Here is a 17,314-nt window from a genome sequence, read left to right as displayed (position 1 = left end):
ACGTCCACATTCATAGTAACCAAATTGACACCTCAAAAGTAGAATCAATTGACATCAAGGTAGCTAAAGGCCCTGTTTTTACCTTACTAGCATAGAAAACCACGTTAATATCTTTTAATACAAAATCGAGTGTATACTCAGTTCATCACTAAGTTATTGAAATACATACCCGTGGAGCTTTATGTCTATCAATATGGAAGTTGAGGAAAATAATTCCTATACCATTGCTCCCCCTAGCGCCTCAGCTATGCTCGAATCTCTTCGAGCCTATGGTTACTCCTTAAATTCAGCCATTTCCGATTTAATAGACAATTCCATAACCGCGAAAGCTCAAAACATCTGGATCCATTTACATTGGGATGGCCCTAATTCTTGGATTACCATTCGTGATGATGGTCTCGGTATGACAGATTCTATTTTGTCCGAAGCGATGGTTGCTGGAAGCCAAAACCCTCTACTAGAAAGAGCTAAAGACGATTTAGGTCGCTTTGGGCTGGGCTTAAAAACAGCATCCCTGTCTCTCGCCAGATCTCTAACTGTTGCGTCTAAGCAGGCTTCCAGTAGCCTTTCCATACGCCGTTGGGATCTTGATTACATTGCCTCGTTAGAAAAAGATAACTGGATACTTCTAAAATACCCAAGAGGTGGAGCTGAAGAAAAGCTGGCAACCCTTGATGCACAAGATTCGGGAACTTTAATTTTATTAGAAAATTTAGATAAACTTTGCGGCGGGACAAATGTTGCCAGCCAAGCCCACCAAGATGATTTCTATCATCGGATAGACTCTCTCCGTAATCATCTTGGCATGATCTTTCATCGGTACCTATCATCTTCTAAAAAACTAAACATCTACATAAACGGCACTAAGCCCGTTCACGCTGTTCCAGCTTGGGATCCTTTTTGTAAAAGTCACAATGCTACAGATATCAAACCCAGCCTTGATATCCCCTACGATGGTAAATACGTCAATATTCAGGGATTCATCTTACCGCATAAAGACATGATGACCTCCGATGAACTAGAGCAGGCTGCTGGTCCTAATGGCTGGAACGCACAACAAGGCTTTTATGTCTATCGTAATGACAGATTATTAGTAGCAGGCTCTTGGTTAGGCTTACGTGATTCTTCCTCACGCTGGAAGTCAGAGGAGCATTACAAACTTGCCCGAATCAAAGTAGATATCAGCAATGATATGGACGCAGATTGGCAAATTGATGTTAAGAAATCTGTGGCCATTCCGCCCCATACAGTATCCCGCGTACTCACGTCCTATGCCAGCACTATAAGAAAAGAGGCGCGCCAAATATTTGCTCACCGAGGCAGATACGGTAAGAGGACAAAATCTGAAAGAGTTTCCAAAATTTGGGTCACAAAAGAAAGAAAAGGCTTTAACGCATACCAAGTAGATAGGAAACACCCAATTGTTTCCAATTTCTTAAACAAGCTTAGCCTAGAAGCCAAAACTGAAGCCAAACTACTGCTTAAACTAATAGAAGAAACAGTACCAGTAGAACAAATATGGCTTGACGCTTCAGAAACCCCAGAAAAAAGAAATACACCATTCAACACAGCATCTGAGTTAGAAGTTATTCAAGCAGCAGAAAGAACTGTAAAAATGATCAGTGGCTCAGATACTCCAGCATCGGATATAGTTGAGCAAGTTTGCCAACTTGAGTGTTTTATTGATTACCAAGACATAATTTTTGCTCACTTCGGAGTTTAAAAAAGCATGGATGAATATAAAGACATTGGAGCCCTTCGCCTGATGGTTAAGGGACATGTCCAACTATTAAAGAATAGTTCTGGCGGTAAAATTTCACGAGATCAACTTATTCAAGCAATTGATATTGTGCTTGGAATGTCTGAATACAAAGACAACACAAAAGTTCGGACACAATTAATCGAAGAAGCCGAATTATCCAATAAAACATGGATGGAAAGCGCTCAAACATTACATACAGAGGATGGAAATTGGCATGCTTGGCTGGAAAAAGCTCGCCCAGATATAAAATGGCGCTATTGGGAAAGATACGAAACCTCTCTCCTACAAAGCGGCTGGCCCGATGATGTAGTTACTAAGCTAGGCGAAACAACCGATGAAACCCTCTCTTGGCTAAACAGCCCCAATCAACCTGGACGATGGGATCGAAGGGGGATGGTCGTAGGATCGGTGCAATCCGGTAAAACGGCTAACTATACCGGTCTGATATGTAAGGCTGCCGATGCCGGATATAAGATCATTATCATTCTTGCAGGCTTCCACAATAACTTGAGGTCACAAACCCAAATCCGTCTAGAAGAAGGATTTTTGGGTTACTACAAGAAGGATAAAAACAAGTATGTTCGTACTGGGGTAGGGTTTATAGAACATGATGCAAAAAACCTACAACCTGATTCAGCCACATCTCGTTCCGATGACGGGGATTTTAATAAAGCCATTGCAGATCGCTTTCCTCAAAGCGTTGACCGCCCCATTATTTTTGTTATCAAAAAAAATGCGTCTGTACTGAATAATCTAATTGAATATCTGGAAAACCAAGCTAAATCATTAAATGGTTCAGATGAAGATCTCACTATCAAAGACTTACCATTGTTATTGATAGACGATGAAGCAGATCAAGGCTCTATCAATACTAATAAGATCACTATCCCTGAAACTACAGATTTAAACGATACTGCAGAATATCTTTCTGACGAAGAAAAAAAAGAGCAAGACCCGACCACCATCAATGGCCAAGTTCGTAAGATTCTGAACATTTTTGAACAGTCCGCTTATGTAGCCTACACAGCAACCCCATTTGCCAACATTATGATTCATAAGGATGCTGAACATTCTGAGGTAGGAGACGATTTATTCCCAAGAAGCTTCATTACTTCTCTAAAACCGGCCTCTAATTATATAGGCCCTCAACAAATCTTTGGCTATACCGACTTTGAGAAACAGGAACAGCTAGAGGGCCTTCCCCTACTTCGCCCTATTTCTGATTATGCAGCTTCTCTAGAACTCAGGGAAAGAGAAGGCTGGATGCCTCCTCTACACGATAAATCACATATCCCTATTTACAGTGAAGATTCCAACTATCCAAATAGCCTGTATATTGCTGTATTGACATACATCCTTTCATGTTCAGCCCGAGCTTTGAGAGGACAAGGGCACAAACACTCATCAATGTTAGTTCACGTTACAAGACTTACTGATGTCCAACATCGTGTTTTTGAACAGGTTAAAGAGATTTTCATAAGAGTAAAACAAAGCGTTATCTACGGAGCAGAAGATAAATACTTTTCCACCCTCGAAGATCTGAAAAACCTATGGGAAAAAGACTTTATTCCAACCACTCAAAGTATAAATAAAGAAAACTGCCCTCTACATACTTGGGATGAAATAAGTGAAGTACTACCAGAACTGGTCCAGACAATAAAAATTAGAGAGATAAACGGGAGCGCTGGTGACGTTCTTGATTACGAACGCCATAGTAAACAGGGACTAAATGTTATTGCTATTGGGGGTGATAAGCTTTCACGTGGATTGACGCTGGAAGGCCTACTAGTTAGTTATTTCACACGCCAGAGCAAAATGTACGATACCCTAATGCAAATGGGTCGCTGGTTTGGGTATAGAGATGGATATGTAGATCTGACCCGCCTATTTGGCCCTCAAATTCTATTTGACTGGTTTCGACATATCTCAGATGCTGATATTGAACTAAGATCAGATTTTGAAACTATGTGCGCAATAGGCTCTACTCCAGAGAATTTTGGGCATAGAGTTCGCACTCATCCGCAGTTACAAATTACATCACCAGTAAAAATGCGATACGGCTCAAAAGAACGTTGTAGCTTTAGTGGGGATCTCGTACAAACCATCCTATTTAAAACTGGTGACGACGACCGCAAGCATAATTTGAGCTGTCTCAACTCCCTTATTGAAGCATGCGCATCACAAGGGGAAACAGCGGTACCTCTTAGGAAAAGCCAACAAGCTTGGTCCGGAGTTTCACCACACATAGTTACCAACTTTTTAGAATCCTACAAGCCGGGCAGTAAGGTGGATACAATCCGTGTTAATACCACCTTAATTGCCAAATATATAACTGCACAACAGGAGAAAGAAAATCTTACTCGCTGGACCGTTCTAATCTCAGGCAAAGGTAGTGGATCCCCCTTAACTATATCAAGTAATTCTATTGGGGCAGTCTTTCGAAGGGATAAAGGTAATGATCCTAAGTGCTATAAGCCAGGTGTAATCACAGACCCTAAAGATGAACTAATTATGCGTTTAGGCGATGAAGCATGGGATAAAGCCCTAAAGGAATCTCAAAAAGTTGCTGAATCCCGTCGTAATTACAATCCAGATGCGCCTCTAACCGCTCCAAAGAGCCCTCAACTGAGAAAGTATCGTTCTTCCAAAGAAGGCTTATTGATTATTTATCCTATTGATTCAGGTTCACACGCCCTCAGCCAGAATGAAAGCAATAAGCCTTTTGTTGGTATCGCTGTAAGTTTTCCCGGAATTGATAAGGACAACGATATACCAGTCGAATATGTAGTTAATTCAGTGGGTCAACAATCATATGGCGACTGATCTATATACCATCAAACAGAAATGGAATGATCTATTGGAAGGCGAAGCCGGGAGTTCAATGGCTGCCCGCTACCTACTCGCCGGGCCGGCAAAACTAAGAATCTACTTGGTGATAAGGTATCCCGAAAAGACTCCTGCTATAGAGATAGGACCCATCCCTCCAGACGTTTATAAGGGGACAATTTTTCCTCAGCTGAAGGGAATCGAAACGCATCTAACCTCTGATACATCTGATTGCTTTCTCGCGGCTGATCTAAATCAAACCGGCGCGGCTGATGTTTTTCTCATTTTAGCCGCTCGATTATGTGAAGCATTGCAATACGTATCCACTCCAATAACTGCATGTGGAATTGTCTCCAAGGAGTTGAAGCATTGGCAGAAGTTCTTCGCTCCCAATAGACAAATTTTAACCCGTTCCCAACAAGTCGGCTTAGCTGGCGAACTAATTTTTATGTTGCAGCTAATTGAGAATGGACTAGATGCCAGTGACATCCTAAAAGCCTGGCAAGGTACAGAAAAAAGCCATCACGACTTTCACTTTGAAAAATGCTCTGTAGAAATCAAAACCACAACCTCATCAAACCTAGATTGTGTAAATATCACAAGCCTACGTCAACTAGAAAGAGTTGGAACCAAGGAATTGTATCTGACTCAACTCGCGCTAGATCAGCATGATAATGAAGAGCAACAATTATTCCAGTTAGTTAATAGTTTCAAGGAACTTCTAACTTCATCTTATCTTGACCAAGTTGTATTTGCAGAAAAGCTAATTAATATCGGATATAGAGAGCAAGATATCAGCCAATATGAAACTTGCGGATATACGCTCAGGAAATCACGTATCTTTACAATTGACGAACACTTTCCTTGTCTCACAACAAAAAAAATTCCTCCCGAAATTGTGGAAGTTTCTTACAAACTATCACTGACAGGGATGTCAAAAAATACCATGAGCTCTAAACAACTTTTCGAGCTTATTTCAGGTAAGAACTATGAATGAAGTAGACCTCGAAGAATATCGCCGTCGTCTTATATCTGAAGTCTCGGACCCTTCTAACGAGTTAGTAACTTCAGAATACCCTGTTGAAAGATTTACTGAATATGTAACATCGATCATTGCAGAATCAGGAAGCATACAAGACCTTTCAATTGGGCATATCGAAAAAAGCTTTGGCGCCAGTGTCGTGCACTGTGATGCGTGGGCGGCAGATCTCAGTGAAGGGCGTCTAGACCTAGTCATTGCATACTACTCCGGTAAAGAAGAGCCTGAAGCAATTAACAGAGCTTTTTTAGATACGTTATGTCGACGAGCCCTTCGAATCATAGACTTTTCACAGAAAACAGATCTGTCTGAAATTGAACCTTCTTCTAAAACCTATGATTGTGTCTCACTAATAAAAGAATCTTTTTCTAAGATTAACCAGATCAGGCTCCATTTCGTCACGGACTCTCTCATCTCTGCTAGAGACACTCCAGATATTCAAGGCCCTGAAGGTACATCTCTTCAGTTACATCTGTGGGACATTCAGCGCCTTAGCCGTATGCAAAGCTCTGATAAAGCTTACGAAGCTATAGAGATCGACCTAGTAGCTAAATTTGGAAAGAGTCTTCCTTGTCTTTCTATGCCAGGCAACAGTACTGAATACAGTGGCTATTTAGCAATCATTCCTGGTAGCTGGCTAGCCGAGTTATATGAAGAATATTCTGGGCAACTGATGGAGCTGAACGTAAGGTCCTTCCTACAGCAAAAAGGTAACGTCAACAAAGGGATACGTAATACCATCCTGAACGAACCTACACGCTTTTTAGCATATAACAATGGCATCTCTGCAACTGTAGAAAGCCTAACGACAAAACGCGATTCATCAGGTCAGGAGGTGATTACACATTTGGCTGGACTGCAGATTGTTAATGGTGGGCAGACTGTAGCATCAATACATAGAGCTAGAAAATTTGATCGTTGTTCTCATTTAGATCAACTAGCAGTACAAGCAAAAATAACAAAGGTTAATCCAGACCAGCTTGATGAACTCGTTCCACAGATAAGTAGATACTCCAACACTCAGAATAGAGTAAATGAAGCAGACTTCGCTTCAAATGATAGCTTCCATGTAGAAATTGAAAGGCTTTCTCAAAGTGTCTGGGCTCCGGGGCAGCAGTATCGTTGGTTCTACGAACGAGCCAGAGGGCAATATCAAGTTGCCAAAGCCAGAGCATCCACTACTCCAGCGAAAAGGAGAATTTTTGAAGATGCAAACCCTCCTCGTCGTAAGTTTGCTAAAACAGACCTTGCTCGTTACCAGAATGCTTGGGACCAAAAGCCACACATCGTTGGCCTGGGTGCTCAAAAGAGCTTCATTCATTACATGACTCAGGTTAAGAAGGATAGAACGCTAGATAAACCAGATGTAGATTTCTTTAAAGATTTAATAGCAAAAGCGATTATTTATAAAAAAGCTGAATCTATTGCACGTAAACATGCTTTCTCAGCATACCGTGCTAACGCAGTTGCATATACAGTTTCATTGCTTTCACAAAAGACATATGGGCGCTTAATGCTACGTAAAATATGGGATCGGCAAGAAGTAACTCCTGTCGTTGAACAAGTAATCTTTGACTGGATGCCTGGTGTCCATAGAAGGATCGTTGACACCGCTAACGGTAGAAACGTAACAGAATGGGCTAAAAAGGAAGAGTGTTGGGAAGAAGTTCAACAACTGGATCTCAAGATCCCATCAGAACTAGAAGCCGAATTAACTGAAGGAGATCAGTTGCCTACTGTTGGAGCTGAAGCCCGAAAAGGCAAATTCAATATTACAACTGAAGACCGGAAAAATATTGCTATCGCGATGAGTATTGATAGTGATACATGGTGGCAAATTACAAAGTGGGGCCGAAAAGACAATAGGCTAAGTGATTTCCACTGCGGATTATCAAATACTCTGGCAGGATATGCAGCCGGATCATGGGAAAAAATACCTTCAGCAAAACAAGCAAAGCACGCTGCTACTATTATTCAAAATCTGAAGGATGAAGGGATCCTAAATGATCTAAAAGAGAAAGACACTGAGCTGGCTTAAGAAGAAGGAATAGACTTGCTAGTAGTTTCGTTTTCAATCCAATGGGTGATTAAAGCTAGCAAGTCAGCCCCATTATTTTTTTGACTTTTTTTAATAGCGCATTCCCAAACGGTTAACACCTTCCAACCATCTTGCTCGAGCTGTTTAATAGACTCTTGATCCCTTTCCTTGTTTTTTGACAGTTTCTGGAGCCACCAATCCGTTCTTGTCTTGGGTACTTTAAACAGAGGACACGAATGCATATGCCAAAAGCACCCGTTAACAAAAATCACCGATTTAAATTTGTTAAATACCAAATCAGGCTTACCGGGAAGATGAGGGTGATTAAGTCGGTATCTATACCCACGTGCATGCAACTGCTTCCTTAGCCATATTTCAGGCTTAGTATCTTTGGACCTTATCGCAGACATATTTTTACTACGAATAGCCTTTTCATGCACATCAACCATATCAAACAAACTCTAAACGATATTGTTCCTTCTCTTTTCCCATTTCGGGTCTCTCAGCCGCTTCGTTTGGTTCATTTCCATCAATAATATCTTCAACAATCTTTGCAATTTGATATGCCAGTAATGGTGGTACTGCGTTTCCAACTTGCTTAAATTGCTCAGTCCTTGGTCCTTGAAAGAAATAATTATCAGGAAAAGTTTGTAACCTTGCGGCTTCCCTAACAGTTAGGCTACGGCATTGCCCGGGATCAGGATGAATAAAGTAATGCCCATCTTTAGATATATGACTCGTTACTGTTGTCGATGGAGATAAACCCAATTGCACTCTAAAACGATCTGCAAACTTCCCGGTTTCCCAATTTTTATGTTCTGGCCTTAGCCCCCGTAATTGGAATTCTTGATGGCCTTTAGGCGATTTATTTTTTGCCTTTGCGAAACAAGCAGCATACACATACCTACGCAGATCATCTGACATATGCCCACGAGCCTGATGGTTTAGCCAGACTTTTAAATGCTTAGAATCAGCTTGATACCAGTCGCTGAGATATTTATTTTTGGCTGCCCCTAATACTTTACTACTTCTCCTATATCTGAAATCACCTGAGTCATCCCTGTCTAAAATATCCTGTTGAGCGACCTTTAGATGTGACAACAAACTGTCCAATTCAAACTGTGGATTACTTTTTATCTCAGCAATTAAATCATCAATATGATCACGAACAACACATTTCCAAGCATCTGTGGAGTCCTTCTCTTTACTTAGAGTACTTCTAAGCGGGGGGATTCCTTCTAATGCGTTCTCAACATTATGTTCAGGTAAACCGGTAAGCGTCCCATTTAGAACATCAATATCCTCCCGAATCCCAAGCAAAATAACTCTATGCCTAGCTTGGGGGATGCCATAATCTTCTGACTTAATCACAAACTTTCTTGCATCAAACTTCTTCGGATCATCACCGTTATGGAATGTATCTCCAGTTACTAAAGAGCAAATTCGGTACTTTGTTTCCTTGCCTCCTTCTTTATGCCCTAACGCCTTATTTGGATTTGAAAGGTCACTAAGAATATCGTGAAAGATTGGTTTACCTTTGACCTTCGAAGACAAAATTCCTTTTACATTTTCCATCACAAAAACAGCAGGAGAGTACTCTTGGATAATTTTCAAATATTCTTTATACAAGAAATGCCTATGATCTGCTTCGGCTTTGTAATTGGCGATACCTTTGTTTCTAGCACGACCGACAAGAGAATACGCCTGACAGGGCGGACCTCCGATTAAGACCCATTTCTGATCGCTTTTATCTAATCCTGACAGGCTGATCCTAGCTCTCAGTTCTTTATTCCCTTCTGGTGAGCCTAACTCAATTCTTCTAGCTTCTTCTCCAGATCTCTCCCAAAGGTCATGTGTCTTATTGCTATATGCTTGCTCACTGATTCCATTGCAATAATCATAGTAATCACTCAAACAGTCAGTTCGCTCATTCCTGAGCATTCGATAAAAGGATCTAAGGCGCAGAGTTGATCGTGCATGAGCATCCATTTCTGCAGACACGCATATCTCAAATGCATCCTCGAGGGACGAAAAGCCTTCGCCAAGTCCGCCAGGACCAGCAAATAGATCAACAATTTTGATTTTAGACATATATGTTATCAAGTGAGGACTAAGGTTCTGATATTAAAGGGTATCATAACCTTTAATAGGTAGATCAATTTAGGTTAAATTTGATTTAAGTATTGTATCCTGAGGCTCAAAGAGCTTTAAACAAACAGAAGGCTGATATTCAGGAAGATGACAATTAACATAATTTGAAAAGGCAGAATGGCAAGCCCCTAGTACTCTAGACACTTGATAGCGTTACAATCAACGCAAAAAAGGTGTCCATTCATGAGCTATAAACGCTACCCCGAAGAGTTCAAAATTGAAGCGGTTAAGCAAGTCACAGACCGCGGTTACAAGATTTCAGAAGTTGCTGAAAGACTGGGTGTTACCACGAAGAGTCTGAATGACTGGATTAAGAAATACGGTGATACAGGCTCTCAGCATCAGACGATTTCGCAACAGCAGGAAGAGCTACGCCGACTTAAAGCTGAGCTGCGACGAGTAACCGAGGAAAGAGACATCCTAAAGGAGGCCGCCGCGTACTTTGCAAGCGAGTCAAGGAAAGATACGCGTTCATAAAGTCACGGCTCGATAAGTATTCTGTCGCGGTGATGTGTCGCACGCTCAACCTCCACAGAAGTGGGTTTTATGCGTGGTTAAAGTCTCCTGAAAGCCAGCGCAGCCATGAGGACAAGCGGTTGCTTGGACAGATAAAACAGTTCTGGTTAGAAAGCGGTTGTGCCTATGGGTATCGCAACATCACCCGAGACTTGAAAGGTCATGGTGAAACTTGCGGTAAGAACCGTGTCTACCGCATCATGCGTGAAGCGGGTATCCAATCACAACGTGGCTATAAACGGCATCGAGGCTTTACTGGCGGCGGTATCAGTCATATCGCTCCGAATACACTGGATCGACAGTTCCAGGTCAGCCAGCCAAATCAGGCTTGGGTAACAGACTTCACGTATATCCGTACCCATGAAGGCTGGTTATACCTAACAATCGTTCTGGATTTATTCTCTCGCCAAGTGATTGGCTGGAGCATGAAGAACAATCCTAGAGCCGATCTGGTCATTGATGCGCTACTGATGGCGGTGTGGCGGCGCAAACCTGAAAAGAAGGTGCTGGTTCATTCAGATCAGGGGATTCAATATACCTGTGCGGACTGGCGAAAGTTCTTGGCTGAGAATAATCTGGAAGCCAGTATGAGTCGTCGAGGTAATTGCCACGATAATGCGGTTGCTGAGAGCTTTTTCTCGTCGCTGAAAACGGAGCGGATTAAGCGCAGGATATACACGACACGGGCTGATGCCAGAACTGATGTCTTTGATTATATCGAGATGTACTACAATCCGAATCGACGCCGCGGTAACAACGGAGGCATCTCACCAGTAGAATACGAAAAACAGTATTATGAGAAGCTATGATCTGTCTAGAAAACTAGGGGCTTGCCACAATGAGCTTTCCTACTCTTCCTGAAACCGTCTATTTTTAATTTTTCTTTTCCTTACTCTTGACCCCTCCTCACAATAAGGGGAAAGTTAAATTTTGCCTAAAGGGAAGTTTGGTATGAGGCGTTGTTTCAGAGGATGAAACTCTTGATCTTTCAGCCCCCTCCATGTAGCTAAGCTCCTCTCAGAACCGATCTCTCGTTACACAGCCTCGATCAATGTGAAAACCTCTTTTTTGAGAGGATAGAATCATAAGTGACTGAGGCTATACAGAAAAGCTATTAGAATAAAAGAAGCCGTTGAGTACATACCCCTGACTTAGGCATATAGAGCTTATTGAGCATTACAACATTGGCCCTGAACTTCCATAGCGTATTTATGATGAAATTAAAAATACTCGATACTAAAAATGAAAACGGGGCAACCTGCTACCTCTGCAAAGTTGACCTGAAAGAATATATTTCCTCTGTACCAGCTAACTATAAAGACTTTGGTGTACAGAGAGGCATAGTTAGTAACAAATATTTAGATCACCTGGTTGATACCATACATGGAAAAAAACACATTCCTGCAATAGTACTAGTATCGAATGAGACAGCTATTAGAGGAGAGGATTTATACATAGAAGAGTTTAAGATTCTCGATGGTTTACAACGAACGCACAGACTAAAAGTTATCCATGAGACCATAACTAAATTGCTTGAGAAGAAAGACTTTATTGAAAACCTGACAAGCTCAAGCTCTTTTTTTCGGAAACATTCAAGTTCACTCAAAGCTGTAGGTGCAAACCGGCAACTTGTAAAAGCCCTGATTGAATTTGAAGCTCACCGACTCTGCTCCCCTCTAGACTTCTTTGATGATAATAACCTGTGGTTAGAAGTGTGGGATGGTCTAACGGAAGAGCAACAAATCCAAAAAATGCTGTTACTAAATGCGGGCCATAAATCAGTAAACATAAAACACCAGCTTGAACTACTGTTCCTTGGAACCTTGCTAAAACTAGAAGAGATTTCCCCTCAAGGGGTCAGATATCTACGAGAAAAAGAAGTTAGTGCAATCCAATACAGCAAGAGTAGATCCCTAGGCTCCTATCATTTCTCACATATAATTTCCGCACTTATTGCATTATCGGCTGGAAAAATTGTTAACACGAATAGCGACTTCATCAGCCAACTTCAGTCTGGCTCCCTTCCTGAGGTCGACCTTATTGAAGGTTTTGATTTTCAATTCCTAAAGCTATTTGTTCAATTTATATACAACTTCGACCGATATCTGTATGAAGAATATGAAGATGTTGGGCTCAAATGGTTTGGAAGAGAAGTTGTTCTTATAGGTATTTTTGGAGCAATAGGAGCTCTTTCAAACGATACCGATAAAAGCCTTGTTGAACTTATCACTGACATTGATTTAAAAATACCTAGCCTAGTTAAAACACTGCGCATTACCGATTTTGAAATTGAAAGAAATAGAGTTGAACTAAACAAAGTTAATGTAGGGGTAATAAATAAGAAAGCTGTTTATAACGCTGTATATGACTTTCTATCGGGTCAAGAATTCAGCTCTTGGAGTTTCTACTTCGGAGGTAGCCCAAGGTGAAATACAAGGATGTAATCTATACCTCTATCACGGATCGAATTGACAGAATGCTTAGTTCAATTAATGATGAGCTTGAGACTAACGGAGACAACGAAACTCTAGAGGCGTGTAGCGATGTACTAAACAATGTTACTGATGGAATCACCGAAGTTTACATGGGCAATCAAGCTGCCCCATGCTTGCCCAATCTTTACGATGAAATCAACACAGCAACTTGCTTTTCTGCAGTCGAGATAATGGACTGGGATGAGCTGCTTCCGCTCTTTAAAATAGCAATAGAAATAGAGAAAGACGCAGCTAACGGAATTATCGATCTTGAAAATGATGTAAGCCTTGATGAAGAAAAATTCTGTTTGGCTGAGTATAATGGCTCTGAATTACCATTCACTGCATTTGGTTATCATAACCAAACTCACCCCATCAATTCAGTCGCTTATATAAAAGTCCAATTGGATAACCTTGAACGTGACATTGATGATGGCGGATTTGATAACAATCTTTTGGGTTTATTACTCCACTTTCTCTCTAAGGAAGAAAATCTAGAGTTTAATCAGGCATACATGCTTTATAACAAGAATGTTCCTAACAGTTCTGCTGCAGAATCTGCTATGAAGATGTATGCAGCCCTTCAAGGAAGGGTTATACATATTGAAAAGCCTTCGTATAAAATAAATACTCCAACTCAACTTCTTGAACGGGTATCTCCAGCAGACTCTTATAATCAATTCGAAGAAACATTAATTATCATCAGCGAACTAAACCATAGTAACGATATACTTGGCACTTTTCTTTCCATGTACCATGTGATTGAAAGCTTTATGTTCAAAATACCTATTGTAAACCTTGCAGATAGCAACGGAGGCAACCTCTTCTCTTTGAGAGACCTTAGGCGATTGGGTGAAGCCGTCAAGGACAGTGAACCAACATTACTTGCAAAGCTCTTTAAAGAAGAGGAAATGGGGGAGTTCTGGGAAAGAGAAATAAATGGAACAAAATTTAAGGATATTGTTTCAAGTGAAATATCTCTCTTTTACACCGAACCCTATTGGTCCGATCCTGATTGCGAAGAGTTTTTATCCCATTTAAACATTAAAAATACCAATACCTATGCTGATCTTTGCACTCACTTGAATGCAGATAAATATGCAAAAATGCTTTATAAGGTAAGATGTGCGATTGTCCATAACAAAGAGACAGAACTTCACCTTTCCTACTTCAATATCAATCAGACCATTGAAAAAGTCCTCAACGATGCTCTTATTAAGCCGTTGCTACTGCTTATTTCAGATCTGATAACAGATAAATCTAGCAAAGTTTGGTATACAGGCCCGGAGCTAAAGCTCTATCAAGTATGAGCCCACCCCTAGGATCAAGTACAGCCCCTAACCCCACGTTAATGACTATTAACGTGGGTTTTAATAAATCGCTAGCTAAGTCTTTACTGCAGACGCAAAGCGGAGATCTCATCTGTCAGTCGATTTATCTTATCTTCAATAGAAATTAGCCTTTCAATCAAAGAACCCTCTGATGTTTTACACTCATCAATATAAGCACCTGCATTGAGGTCAAACCATTCAGACCTTGCGATCTCTACACCGTCTACATTCCGATCATCCGCATGGCATTGGTCTGCTCTCTTGAGCAACTCAGCCTTAAGAGCTTCTTTGCTGTTTTTCTCTCCGTGGTTAATGAAGATTTTGGCAGGCCTTGCCCCCTCTGAATATTTGCCAAGAGAAAAAGCATAATCCAGCAATTTCTGTTGATCAGCATGCCCAGAATAATATCCGGACATATTCACTACCTTCGCTTTACTATTCCCTCGACCATTCAGTAGTTGTCCCCCAAGAGATCCTGGTGATTGGTACCCGGTTAGGATTATTGTGTGTTTTGGATCTCGCTTCATCCGGTTGATGTATTCTACAACCGGACCGTTATCACACATGCCTGAACTGGCAACGATTACGGAGTAATGCTCTATCGTTTTCTGATAACGGTTATCGGTCTGACTATTATGCTTTCCTTGCACACATAGATTTCGAATGATGTGCCCTTGAGAATAAGCCGAACCTTCATCACAAAAATTCCTAAATATTCTAGCGACATCCTCCTCTGGGCACTCTAAACGACCAGCTAACTCAGAATTAAGGTACTGATACTTGCCATTAGATAGTTTTTTAGACAATTGATGAGCATATACCTCACTGACCTTACTTCCTAAAGGGCTATGGACAATCGCTCTCAAAGGGTTTTCAAATGCCTCTGATCCATCATTTTTGATCTTTTTGTTTCCCATGAGAGGTGCATATTTGCTAGCAGCCCATGCTTTCCTTTGCCAAACAAGCAAATCGGACATGATTTCTTGGGTTCTATGGAAGGAGAAAGCAGGAATTAATACAGTCCCCCCATTACGAAAAGCAGTCTCACTAATGATCTCCCCGAGAGTGTTTATACGTCGCTCAGCATCCTTAAATTCATTGTCCCTAGCGATAGCACCATAAGTTGACTCCATCACTATGTAATCACTTTGTGGACACGGATAATGATCTGATTTCATTAGGGGGAGGTATTGATTTCCTTCGGCCTGTGAGCCTATATCTCCACTAAAAAAGATGCTTTTGAGTTCACCTGGGTAATCTGGAGAGCTCCATCTGATAGAAATACCACAAGCACCAAGAACATGACTCCCTCTCTTAAAAGTTGCAGAAAGACCATCAGCAAGCCGAAGCGTTTTATTCCAACTGAATCCTCCTGAATCAATCACATGCCATTTTATTAATTGAATGTCTGATTCATTGTAAAGGTCACTCAGTTTTGCCGCATCCTTAAGCATATGCATTGCCACGTCTTTAGTGGCTTGAGTGCAATAAACCCACCCCTTGAAGCCTCCTTTGACTAATTTCGGGATCAAGCCACAATGATCAATGTGGGCATGTGTGAGTAATACATACTTAATGTTCCTAGGGTCAAACTCAAAAGACTGATAATTCTTCCATAATTCATCATGCGAACCTTGATGCATTCCGCAATCAACTAGGAATTGCGTATCGGAATCAGTGTGCCATAACCAAGCACATGAACCCGTAACCCCCTCGGAAGCCCCTATAAACTTTACTTTCAGCATAACCAATCCTTGTTTTATCGATAGTTAAATAACCAATGCCCCTGGGACATAACCGCCGAATTTAGCGATGGAGGTTTTCATTTCGTCTTCTGGTAATTCAGGCAACCCTAACCACTTCCTTAGCTGCTCAAGCTCCTTAAACAAAGACAGACCCGCGATATTAGGGATTACAATGTTACGCTCCGCCATGTGCCCTAAATAGGATCCTTTCTCATCACTACTTCCCAAGGAGATCAATAGAGCATAATCACAGTTTTCTTTAAGAAATAACGACACCTCATAAGTAGTCCAAGCATCAAGGCATAGCGACATACTGTGATTTTTAGAGCCGTATTTATAATCATCAAAACCACTAAGCAAAGGCGGTGTCCAGGCGGGATCATCACTATCAGCAGGAAAGTAGATACAAGGGAGCCCTGCACTTCCTTGTTTCGGGCTAGTGAAGCGCCCTTCATATGACCAAATCAAATCCCCAGAAATAACATATTCTCTTAAACTCAAATCAGCACTTTTATCTGACGCTAAATTCTCATGCTCAAGAAAATGTTTATCTAGCCTTCCAATAAGGAAAAGGCTCATTTTGTCTACACCTGATATATCCAGGCCAAATTCTCTCCCTAACTTTTCCAAACTGTTATCTGTGGATAGATGATTATTATTGCCTTTAGGATCTATATTCAGAATGTCATTTACCGCATAAAAACCTGTAGCGGATAAATATAACTTTATCGAATCCGGCTGGAGCCCAGCCTGTATTTTGGACTTGATGATATCTGAAATAATCTGAGACCATTCACCAAAGAGAGGATCTCTCATCAGTGAAAACAACCTATCTAACTTGTTGTTACGAAATTCCTTTGATGTGAATTTTTTTCTCGCTCTTTCTTTGCGTACCTTTCCAAGTTCAAATAAACCTAGGTTCTCATCTCCATCTTCGGCAAATAAATCAGCTGGGATCAGGAGCTGATCATCCTCACCAATACTTTTGATTGTGTCAGCCAGCTCATTGCGAAATTCTGAGGAATAAAATAAAGATCTAACCCGTGAAAAGTGTCTTTTCTGCGAGGTTGCATCTTCTAATTCAAGGAAGGATTCAATACAGTCTCTTTGTTCAGCACGCACAAAAAGCCCAGGCTTTGCTTTAGGCTGACCGAACCTAGACATTAATTTTTCCGATAGTTCTTGGCTCAACCTCCATTCCTTTCTCCGGCCTTCAGAAACTCTCGAAGAAGGGATTTCAAGGTAATCTGCAACTCTTGCTGCTGTCATCGTAGGGCTAGAACCACAGGCATGATCTAGCAAACGCTTTGTATCATCGAAACTAAGTTTTTCTGATCTAGACATAGTTAACTCCCTCTGTGCTTGTGCTTGTGCTTGGGAGTCAATGTAATGCAAACCGCATGGTTTAAAAATACGAATATGACGTAATTTT

11 protein-coding genes are annotated in these 17,314 nt (G+C 41.1%); 7 read left to right on the top strand and 4 right to left on the bottom strand.

Features of this window, described 5'->3' with window-relative positions; all coding sequences use genetic code 11:
- Nucleotides 1–181: 181 nt before the first annotated feature.
- Genes Q0882_RS12005 through Q0882_RS11990 form a run of 4 tightly spaced genes read left to right on the top strand, consistent with a single transcriptional unit; the run spans nt 182 to nt 7,665 of the window.
- A complete protein-coding gene (locus Q0882_RS12005) occupies nt 182–1,723 on the top strand; it encodes an ATP-binding protein (RefSeq protein ID WP_299181964.1) in 1,542 nt (513 codons plus the stop codon).
- Nucleotides 1,724–1,729: 6 nt separating this feature from the next.
- A complete protein-coding gene (locus tag Q0882_RS12000; protein WP_299181962.1) occupies nt 1,730–4,585 on the top strand; it encodes a Z1 domain-containing protein in 2,856 nt (951 codons plus the stop codon).
- Nucleotides 4,575–5,585 carry a PD-(D/E)XK motif protein gene (locus Q0882_RS11995; protein ID WP_299181960.1) on the top strand — a complete coding sequence of 337 codons (1,011 nt, stop codon included), beginning with the start codon at nt 4,575–4,577 and terminating at the stop codon, nt 5,583–5,585. The genes Q0882_RS12000 and Q0882_RS11995 overlap by 11 nt, the downstream gene beginning before the upstream one ends.
- Entirely contained in the window at nt 5,578–7,665 is a 2,088-nt protein-coding gene (locus tag Q0882_RS11990; RefSeq protein ID WP_299181957.1) for an AIPR family protein, read from the top strand. Before Q0882_RS11995 ends, Q0882_RS11990 begins: the two co-directional genes overlap by 8 nt.
- Here the strand turns inward: Q0882_RS11990 and vsr are convergent.
- Together vsr and Q0882_RS11980 are read right to left on the bottom strand one after the other, a co-directional pair.
- Nucleotides 7,662–8,114, bottom strand: coding sequence for a very short patch repair endonuclease (gene vsr, locus Q0882_RS11985; protein WP_299181955.1), 453 nt, complete (start codon nt 8,112–8,114; stop codon nt 7,662–7,664). The two genes, Q0882_RS11990 and vsr, sit on opposite strands and share 4 nt — an antisense overlap.
- Before the next feature lies 1 nt (nt 8,115).
- On the bottom strand, nt 8,116–9,756 hold the full coding sequence (locus Q0882_RS11980) for a DNA cytosine methyltransferase (RefSeq protein ID WP_299181953.1): 1,641 nt from the start codon (nt 9,754–9,756) through the stop codon (nt 8,116–8,118).
- A 243-nt stretch (nt 9,757–9,999) separates the two neighbouring features.
- Between Q0882_RS11980 and Q0882_RS11975 the strand changes: the two genes are divergently transcribed.
- The 3 genes from Q0882_RS11975 (at nt 10,000) to Q0882_RS11965 (ending at nt 14,116) form a co-directional block, all read left to right on the top strand.
- A protein-coding gene (locus Q0882_RS11975; protein ID WP_299181951.1) for an IS3 family transposase occupies nt 10,000–11,141 on the top strand; the annotation gives its coding sequence in 2 pieces (ribosomal slippage) (nt 10,000–10,237 and nt 10,237–11,141; 1,143 coding nt in all).
- Nucleotides 11,142–11,543: 402 nt separating this feature from the next.
- The gene (locus Q0882_RS11970) at nt 11,544–12,761 is read left to right on the top strand and encodes a hypothetical protein (protein ID WP_299181949.1); all 1,218 of its coding nucleotides are present in this window, start codon (nt 11,544–11,546) and stop codon (nt 12,759–12,761) included.
- On the top strand, nt 12,758–14,116 hold the full coding sequence (locus tag Q0882_RS11965) for a hypothetical protein (RefSeq protein ID WP_299181946.1): 1,359 nt from the start codon (nt 12,758–12,760) through the stop codon (nt 14,114–14,116). The genes Q0882_RS11970 and Q0882_RS11965 overlap by 4 nt, the downstream gene beginning before the upstream one ends.
- Nucleotides 14,117–14,199: 83 nt before the next feature.
- Here the strand turns inward: Q0882_RS11965 and Q0882_RS11960 are convergent, their stop codons facing one another.
- Together Q0882_RS11960 and Q0882_RS11955 are read right to left on the bottom strand one after the other, a co-directional pair.
- On the bottom strand, nt 14,200–15,882 hold the full coding sequence (locus Q0882_RS11960; RefSeq protein WP_299181944.1) for an MBL fold metallo-hydrolase: 1,683 nt from the start codon (nt 15,880–15,882) through the stop codon (nt 14,200–14,202).
- A 24-nt stretch (nt 15,883–15,906) separates the two neighbouring features.
- Entirely contained in the window at nt 15,907–17,226 is a 1,320-nt protein-coding gene (locus tag Q0882_RS11955) for a hypothetical protein (RefSeq protein ID WP_299181941.1), read from the bottom strand.
- Between the last annotated feature and the right edge of the window lie 88 nt (nt 17,227–17,314).

This window comes from uncultured Neptuniibacter sp. (assembly GCF_947498015.1).
Taxonomy (GTDB): Bacteria; Pseudomonadota; Gammaproteobacteria; order Pseudomonadales; family Balneatricaceae; genus Neptuniibacter.
This window is presented reverse-complemented; position numbering and strand designations above follow the sequence as displayed.

What these genes read in the sequence shown, in the direction of transcription:
- vsr (WP_299181955.1), bottom strand. Translation starts at nt 8,114, where the DNA reads ATGGTTGATGTGCATGAAAAGGCTATTCGTAGTAAAAATATGTCTGCG.
- Q0882_RS11990 (WP_299181957.1), top strand. Translation starts at nt 5,578, where the DNA reads ATGAATGAAGTAGACCTCGAAGAATATCGCCGTCGTCTTATATCTGAA.
- Q0882_RS11960 (WP_299181944.1), bottom strand. Translation starts at nt 15,882, where the DNA reads ATGCTGAAAGTAAAGTTTATAGGGGCTTCCGAGGGGGTTACGGGTTCA.
- Q0882_RS11970 (WP_299181949.1), top strand. Translation starts at nt 11,544, where the DNA reads ATGATGAAATTAAAAATACTCGATACTAAAAATGAAAACGGGGCAACC.
- Q0882_RS11995 (WP_299181960.1), top strand. Translation starts at nt 4,575, where the DNA reads ATGGCGACTGATCTATATACCATCAAACAGAAATGGAATGATCTATTG.
- Q0882_RS11955 (WP_299181941.1), bottom strand. Translation starts at nt 17,226, where the DNA reads ATGTCTAGATCAGAAAAACTTAGTTTCGATGATACAAAGCGTTTGCTA.
- Q0882_RS12005 (WP_299181964.1), top strand. Translation starts at nt 182, where the DNA reads ATGTCTATCAATATGGAAGTTGAGGAAAATAATTCCTATACCATTGCT.
- Q0882_RS12000 (WP_299181962.1), top strand. Translation starts at nt 1,730, where the DNA reads ATGGATGAATATAAAGACATTGGAGCCCTTCGCCTGATGGTTAAGGGA.
- Q0882_RS11980 (WP_299181953.1), bottom strand. Translation starts at nt 9,756, where the DNA reads ATGTCTAAAATCAAAATTGTTGATCTATTTGCTGGTCCTGGCGGACTT.